The sequence below is a fragment of the Micromonospora sp. LH3U1 genome (genome assembly GCF_028475105.1).
In the GTDB taxonomy this organism is placed as follows: domain Bacteria; phylum Actinomycetota; class Actinomycetes; order Mycobacteriales; family Micromonosporaceae; genus Micromonospora.
The window spans coordinates 4,506,611-4,526,591 of sequence record NZ_CP116936.1 but is presented as its reverse complement, the minus strand read 5'-3'; the positions used below and the strand labels follow the sequence as shown (position 1 = coordinate 4,526,591).

Below are 19,981 nucleotides of genomic sequence, written 5' to 3'. Positions count from 1 at the left end.
CCGGCCGCGGTCGTCCCCACAGGCGATCCGGCGGGAGCTGGTTGCAGTTACTATCACTGCGGTAACGAAAAGTGTCAATGTGTCGTCCGGCCCGCCGGCCCGCGACCGGCGTCAGCCTGCGAGGGGCGGGCTGCCGTGCCTGCCGCCGGTCGGCTCGGGTCGCGAGGCATCGCTCGAAGCCTGGAAGTGTGTGATCCACGAGGCGGCGCCCGGCCAGTGCGGTGTTGCCACCTGGACGAGACGCGCCTGTGCGAGCGGGCCGAGCGCGGAGTGGATGTCCAGGAAGGTCGCTCTGGCCTGCTGACGAGGCCAGGGCTGCGGCAGCAGGTGCTGGGGCAGATCCGGGTCGATGTCCGCGAACTTGCGCCAGGAGTCCATGGCGGAGGTCCGGGCCACCAGCGCCCCGGCCGGGTCCACCTTCCCGTTGCGGGCGGCCACCCGCAGCTCGGCATACTGCTCAATGAAATTCGAGTACGCAGAAGCGAGAGTGGTCAGGTCGTACGCGGAGGCCGGGCCGTGGGGTCCTGACTCCTCGTCGAACCGGACGTGCATGACCGACCACCGAGCACCCCCGACGTGGTGCAGCAGCTCACTCAGCGCCTCCTGCACCGGCGCGGCGTCGGAGCCCGGCCGGATCCACACGCTGTCGTACAGGCCCACGAAGCTCAGTGCGCTCAACGTTTTGCGTACCGCGTGGCGGGACGCCTGGCCCGAGCTCGGAATCGAGAAGGACGCCATGACCCATTCACCGGTCCAGCGCGGCGGGTCGGCGCCGAAGTTCAGGAAGTGCTGCATCCGGGAGCGATGCTTCGCGATCGCCTGAGGCGTGAGGTGGTAGACCGGCGGTCGTCCATTCCCCCGCGTCGCGATGAGACCACGCTTGATCAGCCGGGACAGCGCGGCACGGGCACTGGACTCGCTGACTCCGAACTCTCCCAGAATCGCGATGACCGCCGTCGACGGCAGATCGGCATCCGAGGAGTCGAGATACTCGCCGAGCACGGTCGCCAACAGGTGTTGCGGGCTGGACCCGGTCTGGGCCCGGGGAACTCGGACGTCGTCGGCGGGCTCGTGGACATTCACCTCATCAGATTGCCTCAGGTGAAGTGTGTCTGACGCGCCGGCGGACGACTTGAGGGCGGCGTTCGTGGGCGGCAGCGGCGCTTGCTGAGTTTCCTTCACGAGCGTAGGAAGAACAGCACCATCACCACCCACCACCGTCGGCCCCTGCATTCGATCGCCGTCCAGCGTCGAAGGAGATGCGCGTGACCACATCCAGAGGGCTCCGTCTCGCCCTGTCCGTGCTGGTGACCGCGGGCACCGTCCTGCTGAGCACGGCCGCCGCTGCGGCACCGCCTGCGGCTCCCGGACCGGCCGGGCACCGGGCCTGTGACCCGATCGACCCGGCGGCCTGCCTGCTGCCGTTCCCGAACGACTACTTCACCGTGCCGGATCGGACCAGCCCCACCGGCAAGCGGGTGCGGCTCGCGGCCGCCGCGATGCCCGCCAACGTGCAGGGGGCCCCGATCGACCCGACGGAATGGAACCGGCAGGACGGGTTCAGCCCCGGCTCGCCGATCCTGGTGCGCGTGCCCGGCCTCGACGCCGCGGCGACCGGGATCGCGCCGGTCAGCGACATCGGCCGCTCGCTGGCGCCGGACGCGCCGATCGTGCTGCTCAACGCCCGGACCGGTGAGCGCACGCCGTACTGGGCCGAGTTGGACGCGCACGCCGCCGGCCAGCCCGACCGGCAGGTGTTGATCATCCGGCCGGCGGTGGCACTGACCGAGGGCACCCGCTACGTCGTCGGCCTGCGCGGCCTGCGCGACGGCAGCGGGGCGTTGATCCCGGCGCCGAAGGCGTTCACGGCGTACGCGACCGGTGCCGGCCTCGGCCATCGGGACAGTCGTGTGCCGCAGATGAGGCGGATCCTCGCCGACCTGACCCGGACCGGCGTCAAGCGGCACAGCCTCTACCTGGCCTGGGACTTCACCGTGGCAAGCCGGCACGGCCTGACCGGGCGGATGCTGGCGGTCCGCGACGGCGCGTTCGGCGCACTCGGCCGGGCCGCACCGTCGTTCACCGTCACCCAGGTCACCGACTACCCACCGGAGCAGGAGCCGCTGATCGCTCGGCAGGTGACCGGCACCATCGGCGTACCGTCCTATTTGACCGGCGACGGCGGGCCCGGCTCCCGGCTGCACTACGGTCCGGCCGGCGGCGCCGGGACGCCGCAAACGCCGAACGCCCTGCCCACGCCGTCCGGCGCGACGGTGGCGGCGGACTTCGTCTGCAACATTCCGCGCAGTGCCTCCGCGGCGAAGCCGGCTCATCTCTCGCTCTACGGCCACGGCCTGCTCGGCAAGTCGACCGAGATCAACGCTGGCAACGTCAAGACGATGTCGAACACGCACAACTTCACCTTCTGCGCGACCAGTTGGATCGGCATGTCCGCCGGCGATGTCCCCTATGTGGCTGGCGCCTTCACCGATCTCAGTGCCTTTCCCGCGGTGGTGGACCGGTTGCAGCAGAGCTTCCTGAACTTCCTCTTTCTGGGCCGCGCGATGATTCACCCGGGCGGGTTCGCCGCGCACCCGGCGTTCCGGGACGCCACCGCACGGCCGCTGATCAACCGGGTTGGCGGGCTGCACTACGACGGCAACAGCCAGGGTGGCATCAACGGTGGCGCACTCACCGCCATCGCCCAGGACTGGACACGTTCGGTGCTCGGCGTGCCGGCGATGAACTACTCCACGCTGCTGCAACGCAGCGTGGACTTCGCCCCGTTCCAGACGGTCCTGGACGGCTACTACCCGGACAAGGTCGACCAACAGTTGGTCCTCGCGCTGCTGCAGATGTTGTGGGACCGGTCCGAGGCCAACGGGTACGCCCAGCACATGACCGACCGGCCATTGCCCGGCACCCCGGCGCACCAGGTGCTGATGCACGTGGCCTTCGGCGACCAGCAGGTCTCGCCCGCCGCGGCGGAGGTGCAGGCGCGCACCATCGGTGCCCGCCTGCACACCCCCGCGCTCGCCGACGGCTGGTCACTGGACGTGCGTCCGTACTGGGGCATCGCGCCGATCCGCAGGTACCCGTACACCGGCTCGGCGATCGTGATCTGGAACAGCGGCGCGGCTTACGCGCCACCACTGACCAACCTCGCCCCGGCCGGACCGGAGTACGGCGACGATTCGCACGAGTTCCCGCGCGCCCAGGCCGGGGCCCAGAAACAGAAGGCGGTCTTCCTGCTCACCGGCAAGGTCATCGACGTCTGCGCGCGAACGCCCTGCCCGTGACGAGGCAATTGGTCGTGCCGGAGAGACCCGCCGTTGCTCAGGAGTCCTCAAGCGTGGCGCGCGTGCCCACGTAGCAGACCTGCCACGAAGCCGAACCGGCGCAGCTCCGCCGACGAGGCGGGGCGCTGGCGATGCCCAGCGCCCCGCCGAGGAACGTCGAGTTCGTCGGTCGGCAGCGCTGCCCAGAAACCAGACATCCGGGCCGCTCGAGCACCGCAGGTCGCGCAACGTGCTCCCGGTCACGATCGAGGTGCAGACCTGGGGTCTGCTGCACCGATAGGTGGCATCAGATTGCCGCGAGTGCCTTGGTGATGTTCCACTCGGCCAGGTCGAGCATCCATTGCCGATCCGGGAAGTCGGTGTCCGCGATGCGCAGCGGACCCTCAATCAGCGACAGCACCTGCGCGTACCGGTAGAGCTCCAGCCTGTCCGGGTCGAGATCGACAGGATGCAGCGCCAGATACGCCTCGCCGAAGCGCATCTGCAGCCAGGCGTGCTCCCATTCGACGTCGAAGTAGGCCAAACCCTCGAAGTCGATCATTACCGGTTCGTTGGTCGGGGTGACGAGTACGTGATCCGGTCCGAGTTCACCATGCACCAGTGCGTACGTCTGTCGTGGTGCCACCCTGCCACGGAGACGATGCACATGAGCGGCGATCCGGTGATGCGCGTCAGCCAGCCGGGGGTCACGGGCCCCTGCTGCGTCGAGGTGGCCGAGCGCCCGGTCGACGATAATGTCCTCGGTGCGACGGGTCTGGGACGCCTCCCCCCGAGTGACAGCCGCGACCTTTCCATAGTGCGGGCCAAAGGTGGTGTGCATGCGGCGCAGGGCGTCACCAAGCGCAGATAGCGGCGAGGCGGCCGCAGCGGGGTCACGTTCCATCAGCGCCTCGAGCCGAAGCCCGCCGACGTCTTCCAACAACGCGATGTCGGCGTCCAGGTAGCGGCGGTCGCGAGCGAGCATGATCAGACGCGGTACCCGTACTCCGGCAGCGGAGAGTGCCGCGTGGTTGGCGGCGAACAGTTCCGCGCCCGACGCGTCGGTGAACGGGTCGTCCGGGGCCGCTGGCGACGGGGGCCAGTAATTCTCACCCGCCGACCAGACATACAAGATGACGGTTGTCTGGTCGTCAAGGCCGAGCCGGTAGACGCCCTTCTTGGTGCCGCCGGTCAGCCGGTCCAGACCAGTAAGCCGGCTGTGGGAGCCGAACTGCTCTGCCACCAAGTCGTGTAACTCATCCGACTGCAGGAACGTCCGCGTCATGGTCGCCTCGTCCGGCCGACCGGCCATGCTGCCGGGCGAAGCGAGCGCCGTGCAATCGACTTTCCGCGCACCTTTACAGCGGTAGAGGTGCACGGTGTCAGGCATGCGGCGGTCATGTCTGCCGAGCTGCGGGCGTCGGAACGGCTCACTACCTCGCCTTCTCGGTCCGTCAGGCTCGGGAAGACATGAGAGCTTCAGCGATCATCTGGTGGCCTTGGGCTTCGAACGGCTCGTCGCCTACGCGGTAGGCCCAGGCTGCGGTGCCGATCGCCTCGCGGACTCGGTTGCGGTGCCATGCGCCCGCCTCGCGCGGATCGGTCCCATACCCGCCGAGAAAGGCAGCTTCAAGACGCGCGTTGCGGCGGAAGTCCTGGGCGGCCAGCCGGACGAAGTCCGTGGCTGCGGGCCGCATCGCCGCTCGGCCGAAGTCGATGATGCCGACGACGTCGTGGTGGACGACCCAGTTTCGGGGCTGCCAGTCCCCGTGGGTGGGTACGAGGGTCGCGGGCGGCGTCGGCCAGGCGACGATTTCGGCTCGTAGTTGTTCCACGGTCGTCGCAGCGATCCGGTGTGGCTGGCGGAGCCACGCCAGCGACTTCTCGTTCTCGCGCCTTTCGTAGTCGTCGTCCGTGACGGCAGTCTGAGCGTGGAGCAAGGCCAGTAGCTCGCCTGCCTGCTGATAGATGGCGGGATCGTCGGCCTGCCTGCTGCCGAGCACCAGTTCACCGGGCAGATACCGGGTGATGAGGAGCTTCGCGTCCCCGCTGGCACGTACCAGAATCGGTGCGCGTCCCCTGTCGGTCCATGGGCGTAACCAGTTGAGATGGGCGTGGAGCTCCCGCTGGACGTGGTGGTCATCGTCGCCGCCAGCTTTGACGATGAATCGTGACCCCGCACGGGTCATCTCCAGAACAGTGGTCGCCACCAAGCCCCAACTGTGGTCTTTCTCGACGGTGGCGCCCGGAAGCCACTGGTCCACCAGCGCCCGCTGCCGCGCAGAGAGGTTGCCGAGCCCAGAAGCCATGGCGGGGATGATACGAGGTCGACGACCGGACCCGGTCGAACAAGGAGGCTGCGGGCCGGTTGTCGGCCCCCCGTCTGCATCGGCCGAGATGTTCATGCGGCGCCGACGACAGCCGTAAGTGGCCTCGCTCTGGCGGCGGTCAGCTCTGTTGGAGCTTGTCCGGGTCGAGGATCATGTCGATGGCGGCGATGCGATCGCCGCAGACGGTGAAGCCGACGACGGCGATGGGCGTGCCGCTCCGGTCGCGGGCGACGACGCCGGCGATCCCGTTGACCAACGCGGGAGCGCAGAGGCGAGCGAACCGTGGCCCGGCGTCGGCGGCGCGGGCGGCCACGGCACGGGCGCCGGTGAGCACGGCGGGTGCGAGCCGCCCGCGGCGTCCGTGGTCGGAGCGGAACACCACGTCGGGGTCCAGCAGGGTCAGCAGGGCGTCGAAGTCACCGGCGCGGGCGGCGGCCAGAAACGCGTCGACGATACGTCGCTGGGCGGGCAGGCCGGTCCGGGGCTGCGGGGCATGCTCGCGCAGTCGCCGCCGGGCGCGGCTGGCCAGCTGCCGGGTCGCCGCCGGTGTGCGTCCCACGACGGCAGCCACCTGCTCGAACGGCATGCCGAACATGTCGTGCAGCACCACCGCGAGTCGCTCGGCAGGCTCGAGGCTGTCCAGCACCACGAGCAACGCGATGCCGACCGCGTCGTTGTGCAGACTGGCTTCCTCCGGATCACCGTACTCGCTGACCAGCGGCTCCCAGGTCGCGCTCAACTGCTCGCTGCGCGCCTGCCGGGCCCGCAGCATGTCTATGCACACCCGGCCGACCAGCGTGGTCAGCCACGCTGCGGGGTTGGTGATCGCGGCCGGATCGGCGCGCGTGGTGCGCAGCCACGCCTCCTGCAGCGCGTCATCGACCTCGGTCATAGACCCCAGCAGCCGGTAGGCGACGGCCCGCAACCGCGGGCGGTGCTGCGCCAACTGCTCGGCGAACCACTGTTGGTCGTCCATCCGCTTATTTCCCGAACGCTTCCCGCCGCAGCATCGCCAATAGTGTCGGAGTGCCCTCCGCGGTTGTGACAGCGACGGTCCGGTCGACCCACGCAGTGTCGGTGGCCTGGGCCAGCAGGCAGGCCGCCAGGTCCGCGCGGCTGGTGAAGACACCGTCGGAGCGATTCTCGGAGAGCCTGTAGCGAGTGACGCTGTCGCTGTCGAATAGCCCGGACGGACGCACGATCGTCCAGTCGAGGTTGCTGTCCCGCACCAGCGTCTCCATGGCGCGCATGTCGGCGTAGGTGGATCTGCCGATCGTGGCGGTGACCAACGGCTGGATGACGCGGTTGAGCAGGAAACCGCCCTCGGCGTGGTGGTGCGGCTCGGTGGCGCTGGAACTGACCACGACGAGCCGCCGCACACCCTCACGGCGCATCGCGGACAGGACCGTCGTGGTGCTGCGGCTGTAGAGCGTCACCGGTTGCCGCGTGAACGGCACTCCGAGCGTCGACAGCACCACGTCGGCACCGGCCACCGGGACGTCCACGGTGACATCTGCGGCCACCACCTCCAAGCCGGGGCCCCTGACCGGGAACGACCGCGGCTGCCGGGTCACCGCCCGTACGTCATGGCCGGCGTCCAGCGCCTGCTGTGCCAGGCGACGGCCCGTGCCCCCGTTCGCGCCGAGAACGACGATGCGCATCTGGTGTGCTCCCTCCCGAGGTGGCTTACGACAGCAACGTCGATCCGCGCCGCTCGTTTGTGACAAACCACAGGTCACGGTGGTGTGCAGATGTCGCACCAAGTCCCGGTCCGCTAGCGTCGGGCCGAGCGGACCGGTTCGGCGAGGGGTCGGCCGACGCGAAACACCGCGAGCGGTTGGCCGCCCACCCGCTCGGCGAGCCGACTGGCGGTCGCCGGGCAGTCGATGAGCTGGCTGAGTGGATGGACCGCCAAGCCGTGTCGGGCGAGAGTCAGCCACGTACGCAGAAGACGCCGGCCTGCGGCGACGTGGTCGTCGTCGTCGGCGAGCAGGACCAGGATGCTGCCGTCGTAGCGCAACAGGCCGCGGCCGCTGGCTGCCAGCAGCGCCGGAAGGCCCAGCCGGCGGGTGACCGGGTACGCGCGGAGCGCGGCGGACAGGACCCGCGCCTCGTACCGGGACAGGGCGAGCGCCCGGTCGGTGAGTCCGTCGAGGTGGTATCGAGGGTGGTGGGGGCTGAGGCGCAGCCAGTCCCGCAACTCGGCCGCGACGGCTGGTGTGCCGAACAGCCACCGGTCGGCGACCGCCAGGTCCGGCGCGAGATCTCGGGTCGGAACGTGCGCGATGCCCGGCCCGAGGTCGGCGATGACGGTGGCGGCGACGTACCCGGGCGCGTAGGGACCACGGGCGACCCGGCGGGCCTCGACGTCGGCGATCGTGAACGGAGTCGCGTACGGGTTCGGTGCGGGGATCAGTCGCGGACCGGGTGCCGCGGTGACGGTGAGGCCGAGTTCGGCGGAGACGATGAGGCACGTCTCGACGAAAGCGCCGATGCCGAGGGCGAGGTCACGCCCGGTCGGGTCGGAGTCGGGCAGTCGACGGGTCGGATCGACGCCGATGATGATTTCGTCGGGGTGGTACTCCGGTTGCCAGGGCTGCGTGTTGTGCGCGCTCGGTGCCCGGCGGCAGACCGTCTCGTTGGCCCGCAACTGCTCGACCCAGCTCACGCCGCCGCCCCTCTTTCATAGAAGGTGTAGCCGTGCAGTGGCCGCCCGCCGGCACGCCGGTACTGGGCGGCCGAGGCGATGTTCGTCCGTTCGACGAAGGTGCTGCGCAGCGTCCGGTAGCCGTTGCGGGCGAGGTTGCGGTGCAGTTCCCGGGACAGCAGCGTCAGGTAACCCCTGCCCTGCTCGTCGGGCACGGTGCCCTTGATGATGAGGACGGCGTCGCTCCGGTACCGGCCGTGGGTGGCGAGGAGGCGGAGCTGATTGAGTACGCCGAGCCGGCCGCCGACGCTCATGAGGTATTCGGAGATGTCCGGCACGGTGACGACGAACGCGACGGGTCGTCCGGCCTTCTCCAGCCAGAGCAGCAGCGCCTCATCGAGCAGGAACGCGAGGCCATCGGTCTGCTCCGCCAGTTGATCCGCGGAGATATCGGTGTAGTAGCCGAGTTGTGCGAAGCTCGCGTTGAGCATCCGCCGCAGGATCGGCAGTTGGCTGCGCAGGTGCCACCGGGAGCCGTGCCGGATGACGATTTGTTCGGCGGCGATCCGGGCGTCGTCGAAGGCGAAACCGTGGTCCTGGTCGGCGACGACCGGAGCACCGGCGGTGAGCGGTGAACCCGTGGCCGTGGCCGTACCGTTGAGGTCGACCAGCCAGGTGTCGGCCTCGAAGCGACGGTGGAAGCCGTGCCGATCGTACATGTCCGGGTAGTAGGCGGGGTTCCACGCGGAGTCCACGAAGCCGCGGTCGTCGAAGCCGGAGGTGATCACCCCGCCGGTCTGGTTCGGCAACAGTGCCACCGGTCCGAACAGCGGTCGGCCGTTGGCCCTGGTCTCGACCCCGTCCATGATCGTGGCGAAGACGTCGTCGTCATCGACGAACTCTGTGTGCCCGAACAGCTGCCGTGGGCCCACCTTGCTGTCGAAGGCCGCGCTGCGGTGCATGCTGGTGCGCCCAACGACGACGCCGTGTCGGTCGCGGACCAGGAACAGCTCAGCGCTGCGGCGGTGGGCCGCGATGACCGATGACAACAGGGGTACGTACCGGTCGGTCGGGTGGAGCTGGAGCGGAAAGTCGACGAACGCCCGTAGGTCGGCCCGCGACTGCACGGGGACCAGTCTCATACGCGATGCACCGGCGGGCCGGACGTCTCACTGGACAGCGGGGTGAAGGTTGGTACGTGCGCCATGCCGTCCGCCTCAGCGCGCCAGATGCCGTTGCTGTAGCCCTCAGGCTCGGCGTTGTAGAGGCGGATGTAGCCACCGGTCGCGTTCTTCGTGCCGTGATCGGTCACCCAACACATGAGGTCGCGGTGGTGGCGGCTGCGGGCGAACTTCAGCAGCGCGTCGCGGTCGCTGAAGAAGGCGATCGTGCCGAGCGTGAACGGAAACTGGTAATACACGGTGTGCCACCGGTACCCGTCCATCCGTCTCATCTGCCGGACCATCTTGAACCAGGCCCGGGTGAGCGTGATGATCGAGCGCGGCCCGCGGTAGCGCGTGGCGCCGACGAACATGGCGGTCGCCTGGCCCACCGGGGGAGCGGCGGAGAAATCGGTGGTCCTCACGCCGTCACGCCCTTCACCAGATACACGTTCTTGATTGTGGACGCGGCGTCGGCGAATGGGCCGGTGCCATACTCGTGGACCTCCACCCGCAGGTCGGCTGCGGACGGGTCCTCGGCGAGGGACTCGGCAAAGTCCCGGCTGACCTCGGCGAGGTGACGCACCACCCCCGCGCGGCAGGTGTGGATGAGGGTTCGCCGCTCATCGGCGCCGAGCGCCAGGCCTTCGCGAAGTTGCAGGTTGACCACCGGTCTGCTCTCCAGGTCGGCCTGCTCGGTCAACTGCAGGCAGAAGCTCTGCAGCAGGTGCGCCTGGGAATTGCCGGTGTAGAGGCCGTACTCGACGTCCTGCGGGTAGATGTTGGCCCCCATGTACGAAATCGTGCTGTCCTTGCGACCGTACAGAAACAGCAGCGGTAACCGCATCCGGTCGATCTGCCAGGCGCGCCCCGCGGCCGCCCGCGCCGCGGGGTCGGCGATCGCGGCCAGGACGTCCGGGTACGAGATCAGCCGGCCCTCGTCGCCAATGTTGTAGCGGACCCGGGGATTGAGCACCGCCGTCGAGTTGATCGTGCAGAGCACCTCATGGTCCGGGGTGGTCTCCAGGTACGTCTCCAGCGGGTTGTACTGAAAGACCATCGGCAACCGGTGCTCGTCGGCGCCGAGCAGGGCGGTCCGCAGTGCCGCGTCGGTACGCAGTCGGCGGCGGACCCAGACGCTGAAGTCGCTCTCCCCGGCGATGCCGATGGTGAGGTCGCTGGCCCCGTAGCCGGAGCGCACCTTGCCGAAGCGCTCCTGTAGGTAGTCGCGCAGCGCCTCGGTCATCCCCTCGCCACCGACCAGACCGCTGATGCGGTAGTCAGCCCACGGGAAGTCCTCGGCGTCGAGCTTGTCGCGGAGGTGCTTGAGGAACGGTGGGTAGGCGGTGACGATGTAGTCGAAGCCGGGCCCGAAGTACAACAGGGTGTCGACGATCTTCTGCAGGTCCGGTCCGGTGTTCTTCACCATCGCGATCGTGGACATGGCGATGCCGGTGTTGGTGCCCGTGGCCCAGGCGCCCATCGAGTACGCGTTGATGACGAACCGCCGCTTCGACGGAAACACCATGGTCGCGTAGCCGGCCAGGTTCTTGTGGACCGAGCGCAGCTCGCGGCGACTGCGGATCCAGTTGAACGGCTGACCGGACGAACCCGACGACTCATCGACCACGCTGCCGGCGATCTCGATCTCACCGTGCCAACAGCGCTGCGCCTCCGGGTACGCCTGTACGTACGACCGCTTGTCCGTCGGCGGGTACGACGACAGGTCGAACCACCGGAACCGCCACTGGTTGCGGCGAAGAAAGTCGCCGTACGCGGGCACGTCGATCGCGGCGAACTGGCAGGTCATCCAGGCGTGCAGCCGGGCGAAGCGGCCCATGAACGGACGGTATTGACGCGCGGTGAGCCGCCACACCGCCGGATGGATCCGGTAGAGGGTGTAGAGCCAGGTCAGGGCGAAGCTCGCCGAACGTAGCGTCCACCGACGCAGGAATGTCACCACGCGGCCACGCTAGTGAATCTTCGAGCCAGGTGCCTGATGGCGGGTACTCAGCTGTCCTAAGTATCCCGGGCTGCCCGAGAGGTGAGCTCAGGTGTCGATCTTGACCAGATGGTCATCGGGGGATACGCTCAACACGAAGTTGAACGTGTTCAAATTTAGGCGCCCGACGAGGAGGAGTTGTGAAGGTCGTCATTCCCGGGGGCACTGGCCAGGTCGGCACGATCCTGGATCGGGCGCTGACTGCGGAGGGTCACGATGTCGTGCTGTTGACGCGCTCGCCGAAGGGTGCGCGTCAGGTTCACTGGGACGGCTCCACGCTTGGCGATTGGGCCGAGCAGATCAACGGCAGCGATGTGGTCATCAATCTGGCGGGGCGCAGTGTGAGCTGTCGGTACACCGCGGAGAACCTCGACGCCATGATGAGCTCCCGTGTGGAGTCGACACGGGTTGTCGGCGAGGCCATCGCCGAGGCGGCCCGCCCACCCAAGGTGTGGATGCAGATGAGCACCGCCACGATTTATGCCCACCGGTTCGACGCGGCCAACGACGAGGACGGTGGCCTGATCGGCGGTGGCGAGCAGGGTGTGCCCGGGTACTGGGCGTACAGCGTCGAGATCGCCCAGAATTGGGAAGCTGCGCAGGAGCAGGCGGCGACTCCCGATACGCGCAAGGTCGCGCTGCGGTCGGCCATGGTGATGAGCCCCGACCGCGGTGGCGTGTTCGACGTGCTGAGCTGGCTTGCGCGGCTCGGACTCGGCGGACCGGTCGCGGGCGGTAGGCAGTATGTCTCGTGGATCCACGAGCAGGACTTCGTCCGCGCCATCCGATTCCTGATCGAGCGCGACGACCTCACCGGGGCCGTGAACCTGGCCGCACCCGGCCCGTTGCCGCAGCGAGATTTCATGCGTGAGCTGCGTTCGGCCTGGCGGACCCCGGTTGGCCTGCCGGCAACAAGATGGATGGCCGGGGTCGGCGCGTTCGCGATCCGGTCAGACACCGAACTGCTGCTGAAGAGCCGGCGGGTTGTCCCAGGACGGCTCTCTGCTGCGGGTTTCACCTTCGACTATCCGCAGTGGCAGACCGCAGCCGCAGACCTGACGTTACGGCGCCGCCGGGGCTAGCCGTGGCCGGACTCCGCAGGGTCTCGTGCCATCGAGCGACGCCCAGGAACCAGACGTCGGCAGATCTGCGCGCAGCGTCGCTATTCGCGCCATGTCTGTCAAATCAAGCAGGCGCTGGACGTTGGTCGTAGGACGGCACACGACCAGCGCAGAGCTGTTCGGAAGACCGAGGTGCATTCGGGCGAGGAAGTTGGGCAGCGTGGAGCAGGCGAAGGTGACGTCAGCTACGTCAACGACGACCTCGGTCGGCGCGATGGCGGACAGGCGGTCGGCCACGTCCGACAACGCCGAACTGGCCTCCAGGTCGATCTCACCCGCGAGGCAGACCAGAGCCGTAGGCGCCTCCGGGGCGGCCAGCACGGTGATGGAGAAGTGATCGTCGGATAGCTGAACCATGGCCTCACCTCGGCATGAATAGACTCATGCCGGGGGCTGGGGCATCGCTCCAAGACGGACCGTGCATCGATGCTACCGCGTAGCGGCCCGCTCTGCTCAGTCGATCTTGGCCGCGCGGCTCCTCCATGCGAGGCACTCGATCCGCGACTAAGATTGAGTCTGCTGCCCCAGTCTTCGGCGGTGCCTCACCCTGGAAGGTGCCGCCGTGCCGCATCCGAATTCCGTGATCTCACGAGTGCCGTTGCCGCGCCGATACGTCGGTGCTAGTCGTGGCATCGGCGCGATCGATGGATAGCCGTGCCGCAGTCATAAAGAACCTCATCCTGCGACAGTCCGGCGAGCCGGGCCGAAGCGATGGCCTGCTGCATCGGGTGTGCGGTGCCGCCGCGCAGAAACTCGCCGCGTCCGGCGCTGGGATCAGCGTGATGGCCGAGGACGGAGTCCGGGGGGCGGTCGCCGCGTCCGACTCGGCGAGCGAGCGTATCGAGGATTTGCAATTCGTGTTCGGTGAGGGGCCCTCCATCGACGCCTTCGCCAGCCGTCGCCCGGTGTTGGTCGCCAATCTCGGCGATCTCGTGGACAGCGCGGACGGCCGATGGCCGTTCTACGCACCTGCCGCTCATGCGGGCGGTCTACGCGCGGTGTTCGCGTTCCCGCTGCAGATCGGCGCTGCCCGACTCGGCGTTCTGGACGTGTTCCGTGACCGTGCCGGCCCACTGACCGACACGGAACTCGCCGATGCTCTCGCCTTCGCAGATGTCACCGTGACCGCCCTGCTCGACCGGCAGGCCCAGCGGGCCAGCGGCGGTATCGCCGACATCGATGATGACGGGGCCGAGTACCGTGCCGAGTTGTTCCAAGCCCAGGGGATGGTCATGGTCCAGCTTGGAGTCACCCTCGGTGAGGCGATGGCGCGGATCCGAGCCTACGCGTACGCCGAGAATCGCCGTCTCAACGATGTGACCCGGGACATCGTCGCGCGGCGGCTGCGGTTCGACCTCGACGAGCGGTGACTCCAAATTCCTATGAATGTGCCTACGAGAGCTGGACCAGCCGGGAGGCAAGCATGACCAGCGTTTCCGCCGAACGGATGGCGACGATCTTTGTCGAGGTGGCCGACACCCTGGTGGCCGACTTCGACCTGATCGATTTCCTGCACATGTTGACCGATCGGGCGGCCGACCTGGTCAACGCGGCCGCCGTCGGGCTCCTCCTGGCCGATCAACATGGGCGGCTCGAATTCATGGCGGGCTCGAACGAGAACGTCAAACTGGTGGAACTGTTCCAGTTGCAGAGTCAGGAGGGCCCGTGCCTGGAGGCTTTCCAGACTGCCGTGCCCGTCATCAACGTCGACCTGGGCCAAGCAGGTGGCCGATGGCCCCGGTTCGCGCCACGTGCCACCGCCGCCGGGTTTCAGTCGGTACACGCGTTTCCGCTGCGGCTGCGGGCCAATGTGATCGGAGCGTTGAACGTCTTCGGTGGCACCAAGGGTGGTGACTTTGCGGACACCGACGTGCCGATCATGCAGGCCCTGGCGGATGTTGCGGCGATCGGACTGCTGCAGGAGCGTGCCATCCGACGCGGTGAGCTCCTGACCGAGCAATTGCAAGGCGCACTGAACAGCCGCATCGTCATCGAACAGGCGAAGGGGGCCGTCGCGCAAGCTGCCGGTATCGACGTCGACGAGGCGTTCGTCCTCATCCGCAGTTACGCCCGCCGGCACAACCGCAAGCTGACCGACGTGGCCCACGCCTTCGTCACCGATCCGGCCATGCTGGCCCGCATCCTCTACGCCTGAAGGCCGCCCTCGGTCGTGACTGCCGAGGACGAGGCTGTACCGGGTGGCACCGAAAGACGCCGACGGCGGCTCCGGCCTGTTCAACGCCATGAACGCCAGTGGCGCCCCCGGCGATTCGGACGGCCAAGGCGCCCCCGCCGCCAGCTGAGGCATTCCGCCAAAGCGCCCGGCAGGGACACGTCACTGATCGTGATAGTTCACGACGGGACATCGTGGCAGACCGATGTGAGCGGTACTGATGGAGCACGGGATCCGCGGGCCACGTAGGTAGGCGTTCATACTGGGCGGCATGGTTCAGGACGGGACGTCGGTGGACGCCGTGCGGCGCTTCGCCGCCGCCGTGCAGGAAATCCGTGGCCAGCTACTTGCCGATCTGTCTCCTATCGCAGACATCGCGGATCTGCTGGCAGCGGTCCGATCGCGCCGGGAGTTGCCCCGGCAGGGCTTTACTCGCAGCGGGATCGAGTACACCGTCCACGGCGCGGGGTGCCAGATGACCAGCTCAGACGGCAGGGAGGTGGACCTCGACCTGATCATCGATCCTCTGCTCGGGCGCGAGGTTGAAGCTTTCGACGCCTGGCGAATCCGTTGGTTCCTCGACGAAGCCGCCGATGACGGCTACAGCCGTGATCACATAGTCGCGGCCTGTGCCCACCTCGCCCGCGAGGGTCACCTACGCGAGGTGGTCGAAGGCCACTGGTTCGCGCTGCCTGACACTCCAGGCGGCTCAGTAGGAGTCGCACACACGCAGCAACCCGCGGGCCGTCCGTCTTGAAGCAGCGCCCGCGGCCGCAGCTCGGGGAACAGTTCACAATATCCACGGGTCGCGGCGGCGTGGTGCGAGTCACGATCTCGATGAATTGCTGCTGTCACGATCCTCGTGTTCGGCGATGGCCGTGGGATCTCGTAGGCTCCGACAGTGGACAGCAGCCGGGGGCGAATCGTGGCGCGAATGTTGGATGCGGCGGAGGACGCCTCACCGGTCGAGGCGGTCGAGGCGGTCACTCGTGAACTCGGTGTGGCGCTGGGGGCACGTACGGTAGCGTTTTTGATCGCGGACCTCAGCGGCCGGGCACTGGTCCGGTTGGCGCACGTGCCGCTCGGCGACGCCGGTGAGGGCCGCCGGCACGGTGATGAGGTCGCCACGGTGATGCCCTTCGACGGCGGTCCCGCCGAGCAGGCGCTCCGCACCCAGTCGGTGCAGGTGGTGACGCAGTCGGACAGGTGGACGGTGTTGGCGCCGGTGACCGACCGCGGTGAGGCGATCGGCCTGCTGGAGATGGTCCTGGCGGACGAGCCCGGGCCGGGAGTTCTGAATGAGATCGCCCGGACGGCGCACATGTTGGCGTACGTGGTGATTGCCAACCGGCGGTACACCGACCTTTTCGAGTGGGGGCAACGCACCACCCCGTTCACCCTGTCCGGGGAGATCCAGCGCCGCCTGCTGCCCGCTTCGTTCACGTGTGAAGGCAGTGCGTTCACCCTGTCCGGCTGGCTCGAACCCGCCGCCAGTATCGGCGGTGACACCTTCGACTACAGCATTGGTCGGGACGTGCTGCACTTCAGCGTCACCGACGCGATGGGCCACGGGGTGGCCAGCGCGCTGACGGCCACCCTGGGCGTGGGCAGTCTGCGCAACAGCCGTCGTCGCGGGGCTGCTCTGGTGGAGCAGGCCGCCGCCGCGAATGCCGACGTGTCCGGGCACGCCGCCGTGCCCGGCAGTTACATCACTGCGGTCCTCGGCCGTCTCGACCTGCGCACCGGGGTGTGCGCGCTGCTCAACGCCGGGCATGTGCCGCCACTGCTGGTACGCGACGGGCAAACCGAGGTGTTGCCGCTACCGGCCAACTTCCCTCTGGGCATGTTCCCCGAGGCCGATTACCGCGCTGGCGAGATCACGCTGCGACCAGGCGACCGTCTGGTCGTGGTGACCGATGGCATGCGCGAGCGCGACGCCGCCAAGCTGGATATACCGACAATGTTGCGGTCGATCGCCGATCTGCACCCGCGCGAGGCTGTCCGGGCGCTGGCGGATGCCGTGCTCGAGGTTAGCGGACCAACTCTGCCTGACGACGCGACCCTTCTCATTCTCGACTGGCACAGCGGGCACAGCGGGGACCGGAGTACCAGTGCGGGCGCGGACCAGGCGCGTGCCAGCGCCGCGCTGGCGGACTGACTACCGGCCTGTCGCGTCGCCGGTGGACGGCGGGTCGGCTTCAGCCGCCTGCACGCTGTCGTAGACCTGGATGGCTCGATCCACCGACGTGACCGTCAGGACGCTGCGCACGGCGGGCTGCGCCGCTGCCAGGCTCAACCGGCCGCCGACGCTACGCAGCGCCTTGAACATCACCACCAGCGCGCCCAGCGCGCTGGAGTCCATGAACCCCACCTCGGCCAGATCCACGATCACCTGACGGTCACCGGCGTCAACCAGCCGTTGCAGACTCTCCCGCAACTGGGGGGCGGTCGCCATGTCCAGCTCACCGCGCACTTCGAGCACGGTGCAATCCCGGCCCGGCCGGGCCGACAACAGCAGATCCACAACAACCCCTCCACGCCGATGGTCCCGCTCACCCTATGCGCCCGGCGGGCGAACCGCCGCCGGACGTACGGCGAGCCGGCGTCCTGACCGTTTCATCCCAGCGACGTTGGGTAGTGCTGATCACTGCCGGAGCATCCCGCCTTAGGGTGTGACGCAGTGGTCCGGCAGTTCACGCCCGGACCGGTGGGGAGGAGCTGCGTAATGCCAGTGAGTATGACGCTGTCGCTCCCGCGCCAGCCGTCCTCGGTGACCTGCGCTCGCCAGGTGCTCAACACTCTGCTGAGCCTCACCGACGTCGCGGAGGACTCCCGTGGCCACCTCGCCGTGCTGATCACCGAGGCATGCGCCAACGCGGTGATACACGCCGATTCTGACAGCACCGTGGACATCACCGTCGTCATCGACGACGTCGTCTGCCTGATCGAGGTTGGCAACCGCGGCAGCACCCCCAATGGGTCCGGACTCGCCGCCGACCTCCCCGCCCCGCTCACCGTCGGCGGCCGTGGACTGCCACTGATCGCCGCGCTCGCCGACGAGGCCGCCTTCATCCCCGGCCCACCGGACCAGGTGCTGCTCCGCATCACCAAACACCTCGCTGACGTACGACCGGCACCGACAGGATGATCCGAGACGCCATGCCAGTGCCCACTCGTCCATAGGCCGGCGAGCACGAAAGTGATCGGCGCCGCCCGGTCATCGGGGCAGCCTGGTCACCCGGCGACTGCTCCGGTGGGCGATCTCCTGCTCAGGCGAAGTAGTGGCCCTGTTCGAGGTCGACGATCAGTCCGGGCCGGGTAGGTCGCCATCCGAGCAGCTCACGAGTGACGTGCGCCGAGGCGGGCCCGTCGACTCCCCAGAGGGCGCCAAGCCAACCGACGTAGTCGCCTGCCTCCTCGGCGGTGACGGAGACCACGGGAATGTGCAGTCGTGCGGCGAACGCCTCGGCGACTGCGCGCATTGGCACACCGTTGTCGCCGACCGCGTGCAGCACGGAGCCGGCTGGCGCGGACTCGACCGCGAGGCGGAACAGCCGCGCGGCGTCATCGCGGTGGACTGCCGGCCAGCGGTTGCTGCCGTCGCCGACGTATGCCGCAGCGCCCTTCTGGCGGGCGAAGCCGATCGCGGTGGTGGTGAAGCCGTTGTCGCCCTTGCCGTGGGTGGCGGGTGGTAGCCGCACGATTGAGGAGCGGACCCCCTGGCCGGCGAGCGCGAGAGCGTGGCGGGCGTTGGCCATCCGTCCGCCAGCGCCGCTGATCGGGCCGGTGTGGTCGCTGGCGTCCGGTGTCAGTCCGTCGCGTTCGGTGGCGACGACACCGGACGGTAGCCCGAGGACGCCGAGCATGCCGGAGGCCATGACGAACGGCTTGTCGGTGCCGGCCAGGGCCTCGCCGAAGGCGTCGATCGCCGCACGATCGGCGTCGGTGGCGGCGGCGAAGTCGCCGGCGAAGAACATGTCGTGCTTGAACGCGAGGTGGACGACGCCGTCGGAGGAGGCTGCCGCGTCGCGCAGGGCGTCGAGATCGTCGAGCGAGCCTGGGCGGACCTCGGCCCCCATCGCCCTCAGGGACTGGGCTGCCGCATCCGAGCGGGCCAGCCCGGTGACCTTGTGGCCGGCGGCGGTCAACTCTGGGACGAGCCCGCGGCCGACCCAACCTGACGCTCCGGTGACGAACACATTCACGAGGATCTCCTATTCCTAGAACGATCGTGCTAGGAATGAAGATAGTACGATCGTTCCAGTAACTGCAAGGCGAGATGGACCACGAGGCGGAGATGGCGGGACGACCGGTCAATCACCAGCGGCGGGCCGATCTGCTCAACGCCGCCGTCGACTACGCGATCGAGCATGGGTTCGCCGAGCTGTCGTGGCGCCCGGTGGCCGGCGCCCTCGGGGTGTCGACCACGACGCTGGTGCACCACTTCGGCACCAAGGAGCAGATGCTCGAGGCGATCCTCGGGCGGCTGCGGGAGCGTACGTTCGCCGCCACGAGCGATGCGGTCGGCGACCAGCCTGACCTGGCTTCGGCGGTCCGTGCGGTCTGGACGCGCACCTCCGACCCGCGCCGATCGGCGGAGTTCCGGCTGTTCTTCGCGGTCTACGGACGCGCCCTTCAGGCGCCGCAACAGTTCGCGGAGTTCCTCGACCGGGTCGTCGCCGACTGGATGAGCAGCCTGGTCGATGCGCAAGGCCCGGACACCGACCCGGCGACGGCGACACGCACCGCCACCCTGGTGATCGCGACGATCCGCGGGCTGCTGCTCGATCTGCTGACCACCGGAGACCGAGACCGCGTTCAGGAAGCCGCCGAGACCTTCCTGGCAACCCTCGAGCGCAACGCGCCGCCGCGCTGAGCCGCCGTCAGCACCACCCGACAACGGCCGTGAGCTGCACATCGCATCGAACCGCCTGCCCGGAGAAAATCTATGTGCGAAGCGCTAGACATCCTCTCCATCGTCGGCTAATGTTCCTGAGGTCGAGAACGAAGTAACAAAGACGCTGACGTAACCGCCCCGCACGAGGGCGAAGGAGTTGGGCCAGGGAACCTCCAGGCTCCTGCTCGGTTCGACGGCAGAGGTTTGCCGCAGTTAGGTGTGACAGCGGGTGGGGCCGAGGCTGGTTCAGGGCTGCACCCGAGGCAAGGAGAGTTCGTCGTACGTGTCAGGGCCATGAAGTCGCGTGGGGCTCGGACGCCGATGGACAGCACGGAGTACGACAGAGGAAATCAGAGGCAAGGGAGGGCATTAC

The 19,981-nt window shown here is 68.4% G+C and carries 20 protein-coding genes; 8 read left to right on the top strand and 12 right to left on the bottom strand.

What is annotated here, in order from left to right:
• Positions 1-111 precede the first annotated feature (111 nt).
• Entirely contained in the window at positions 112-1,083 is a 972-nt protein-coding gene (locus tag PCA76_RS20720; protein WP_272612130.1) for a PaaX family transcriptional regulator, read from the bottom strand.
• Positions 1,084-1,265: 182 nt separating this feature from the next.
• Between PCA76_RS20720 and PCA76_RS20715 the strand changes: the two genes are divergently transcribed.
• Positions 1,266-3,299, top strand: a complete 2,034-nt coding sequence (locus PCA76_RS20715; protein ID WP_272612129.1) for a hypothetical protein — start codon at positions 1,266-1,268, stop codon at positions 3,297-3,299.
• 286 nt (positions 3,300-3,585) lie between these two features.
• Here PCA76_RS20715 and PCA76_RS20710 read toward each other — a convergent pair whose 3' ends face one another.
• The 8 genes from PCA76_RS20710 to PCA76_RS20675 form a co-directional block, all read right to left on the bottom strand.
• Entirely contained in the window at positions 3,586-4,563 is a 978-nt protein-coding gene (locus tag PCA76_RS20710) for a phosphotransferase family protein (protein WP_272619491.1), read from the bottom strand.
• A 169-nt stretch (positions 4,564-4,732) separates the two neighbouring features.
• Positions 4,733-5,587, bottom strand: a complete 855-nt coding sequence (locus PCA76_RS20705; protein WP_272612128.1) for a phosphotransferase — start codon at positions 5,585-5,587, stop codon at positions 4,733-4,735.
• 139 nt (positions 5,588-5,726) lie between these two features.
• On the bottom strand, positions 5,727-6,584 hold the full coding sequence (locus PCA76_RS20700; protein WP_272612127.1) for a sigma-70 family RNA polymerase sigma factor: 858 nt from the start codon (positions 6,582-6,584) through the stop codon (positions 5,727-5,729).
• A 4-nt stretch (positions 6,585-6,588) separates the two neighbouring features.
• Complete coding sequence (locus PCA76_RS20695) at positions 6,589-7,269, bottom strand: NAD(P)-dependent oxidoreductase (protein ID WP_272612126.1); 681 nt, start codon at positions 7,267-7,269, stop codon at positions 6,589-6,591.
• A gap of 113 nt (positions 7,270-7,382) precedes the next feature.
• Positions 7,383-8,276 carry a hypothetical protein gene (locus PCA76_RS20690; protein WP_272612125.1) on the bottom strand — a complete coding sequence of 298 codons (894 nt, stop codon included), beginning with the start codon at positions 8,274-8,276 and terminating at the stop codon, positions 7,383-7,385.
• Entirely contained in the window at positions 8,273-9,397 is a 1,125-nt protein-coding gene (locus tag PCA76_RS20685; RefSeq protein WP_272612124.1) for a hypothetical protein, read from the bottom strand. Before PCA76_RS20685 ends, PCA76_RS20690 begins: the two co-directional genes overlap by 4 nt.
• A complete protein-coding gene (locus tag PCA76_RS20680) occupies positions 9,394-9,840 on the bottom strand; it encodes a DUF4188 domain-containing protein (protein WP_272612123.1) in 447 nt (148 codons plus the stop codon). The genes PCA76_RS20685 and PCA76_RS20680 overlap by 4 nt, the downstream gene beginning before the upstream one ends.
• Positions 9,837-11,378, bottom strand: coding sequence for a phenylacetate--CoA ligase family protein (locus PCA76_RS20675; protein WP_272612122.1), 1,542 nt, complete (start codon positions 11,376-11,378; stop codon positions 9,837-9,839). The genes PCA76_RS20680 and PCA76_RS20675 overlap by 4 nt, the downstream gene beginning before the upstream one ends.
• Positions 11,379-11,557: 179 nt before the next feature.
• On the opposite strand from PCA76_RS20675, the gene PCA76_RS20670 reads away from it, so the two are divergent.
• Positions 11,558-12,499, top strand: coding sequence for a TIGR01777 family oxidoreductase (locus PCA76_RS20670; RefSeq protein WP_272612121.1), 942 nt, complete (start codon positions 11,558-11,560; stop codon positions 12,497-12,499).
• Here PCA76_RS20670 and PCA76_RS20665 read toward each other — a convergent pair.
• On the bottom strand, positions 12,479-12,895 hold the full coding sequence (locus tag PCA76_RS20665; RefSeq protein ID WP_272612120.1) for an STAS domain-containing protein: 417 nt from the start codon (positions 12,893-12,895) through the stop codon (positions 12,479-12,481). The genes PCA76_RS20670 and PCA76_RS20665 overlap by 21 nt on opposite strands.
• A gap of 269 nt (positions 12,896-13,164) precedes the next feature.
• Here PCA76_RS20665 and PCA76_RS20660 point away from each other — a divergent pair, with 269 nt between their 5' ends.
• The 4 genes from PCA76_RS20660 (at position 13,165) to PCA76_RS20645 (ending at position 16,869) form a co-directional block, all read left to right on the top strand.
• Positions 13,165-13,908, top strand: a complete 744-nt coding sequence (locus tag PCA76_RS20660; RefSeq protein WP_272612119.1) for a GAF and ANTAR domain-containing protein — start codon at positions 13,165-13,167, stop codon at positions 13,906-13,908.
• Positions 13,909-13,961: 53 nt separating this feature from the next.
• Complete coding sequence (locus PCA76_RS20655) at positions 13,962-14,693, top strand: GAF and ANTAR domain-containing protein (protein ID WP_272612118.1); 732 nt, start codon at positions 13,962-13,964, stop codon at positions 14,691-14,693.
• 289 nt (positions 14,694-14,982) lie between these two features.
• Positions 14,983-15,468 (top strand): DUF6896 domain-containing protein, encoded by a 486-nt coding sequence (locus PCA76_RS20650; protein ID WP_272612117.1) that lies wholly within the window; start codon positions 14,983-14,985, stop codon positions 15,466-15,468.
• 144 nt (positions 15,469-15,612) lie between these two features.
• Positions 15,613-16,869, top strand: a complete 1,257-nt coding sequence (locus PCA76_RS20645; RefSeq protein ID WP_272612116.1) for a PP2C family protein-serine/threonine phosphatase — start codon at positions 15,613-15,615, stop codon at positions 16,867-16,869.
• Here PCA76_RS20645 and PCA76_RS20640 read toward each other — a convergent pair whose 3' ends face one another.
• On the bottom strand, positions 16,870-17,235 hold the full coding sequence (locus PCA76_RS20640) for an STAS domain-containing protein (protein ID WP_272612115.1): 366 nt from the start codon (positions 17,233-17,235) through the stop codon (positions 16,870-16,872). It lies immediately after the preceding gene.
• A gap of 201 nt (positions 17,236-17,436) precedes the next feature.
• Here PCA76_RS20640 and PCA76_RS20635 point away from each other — a divergent pair, with 201 nt between their 5' ends.
• Positions 17,437-17,859, top strand: a complete 423-nt coding sequence (locus tag PCA76_RS20635; protein WP_272612114.1) for an ATP-binding protein — start codon at positions 17,437-17,439, stop codon at positions 17,857-17,859.
• A 121-nt stretch (positions 17,860-17,980) separates the two neighbouring features.
• On the opposite strand, the gene PCA76_RS20630 is transcribed toward PCA76_RS20635, so the two are convergent.
• Complete coding sequence (locus PCA76_RS20630; protein ID WP_272612112.1) at positions 17,981-18,916, bottom strand: SDR family oxidoreductase; 936 nt, start codon at positions 18,914-18,916, stop codon at positions 17,981-17,983.
• A gap of 92 nt (positions 18,917-19,008) precedes the next feature.
• Between PCA76_RS20630 and PCA76_RS20625 the strand changes: the two genes are divergently transcribed.
• Positions 19,009-19,587 carry a TetR/AcrR family transcriptional regulator gene (locus tag PCA76_RS20625; protein WP_272612110.1) on the top strand — a complete coding sequence of 193 codons (579 nt, stop codon included), beginning with the start codon at positions 19,009-19,011 and terminating at the stop codon, positions 19,585-19,587.
• Positions 19,588-19,981: the final 394 nt, after the last annotated feature.

Coding starts and splice junctions, on each gene's coding strand:
- PCA76_RS20710 (WP_272619491.1), bottom strand. CDS start 4,563: ATGACGCGGACGTTCCTGCAGTCGGATGAGTTACACGACTTGGTGGCA.
- PCA76_RS20705 (WP_272612128.1), bottom strand. CDS start 5,587: ATGGCTTCTGGGCTCGGCAACCTCTCTGCGCGGCAGCGGGCGCTGGTG.
- PCA76_RS20700 (WP_272612127.1), bottom strand. CDS start 6,584: ATGGACGACCAACAGTGGTTCGCCGAGCAGTTGGCGCAGCACCGCCCG.
- PCA76_RS20695 (WP_272612126.1), bottom strand. CDS start 7,269: ATGCGCATCGTCGTTCTCGGCGCGAACGGGGGCACGGGCCGTCGCCTG.
- PCA76_RS20685 (WP_272612124.1), bottom strand. CDS start 9,397: ATGAGACTGGTCCCCGTGCAGTCGCGGGCCGACCTACGGGCGTTCGTC.
- PCA76_RS20665 (WP_272612120.1), bottom strand. CDS start 12,895: ATGGTTCAGCTATCCGACGATCACTTCTCCATCACCGTGCTGGCCGCC.
- PCA76_RS20655 (WP_272612118.1), top strand. CDS start 13,962: ATGACCAGCGTTTCCGCCGAACGGATGGCGACGATCTTTGTCGAGGTG.
- PCA76_RS20650 (WP_272612117.1), top strand. CDS start 14,983: ATGGTTCAGGACGGGACGTCGGTGGACGCCGTGCGGCGCTTCGCCGCC.
- PCA76_RS20635 (WP_272612114.1), top strand. CDS start 17,437: ATGCCAGTGAGTATGACGCTGTCGCTCCCGCGCCAGCCGTCCTCGGTG.
- PCA76_RS20625 (WP_272612110.1), top strand. CDS start 19,009: ATGGCGGGACGACCGGTCAATCACCAGCGGCGGGCCGATCTGCTCAAC.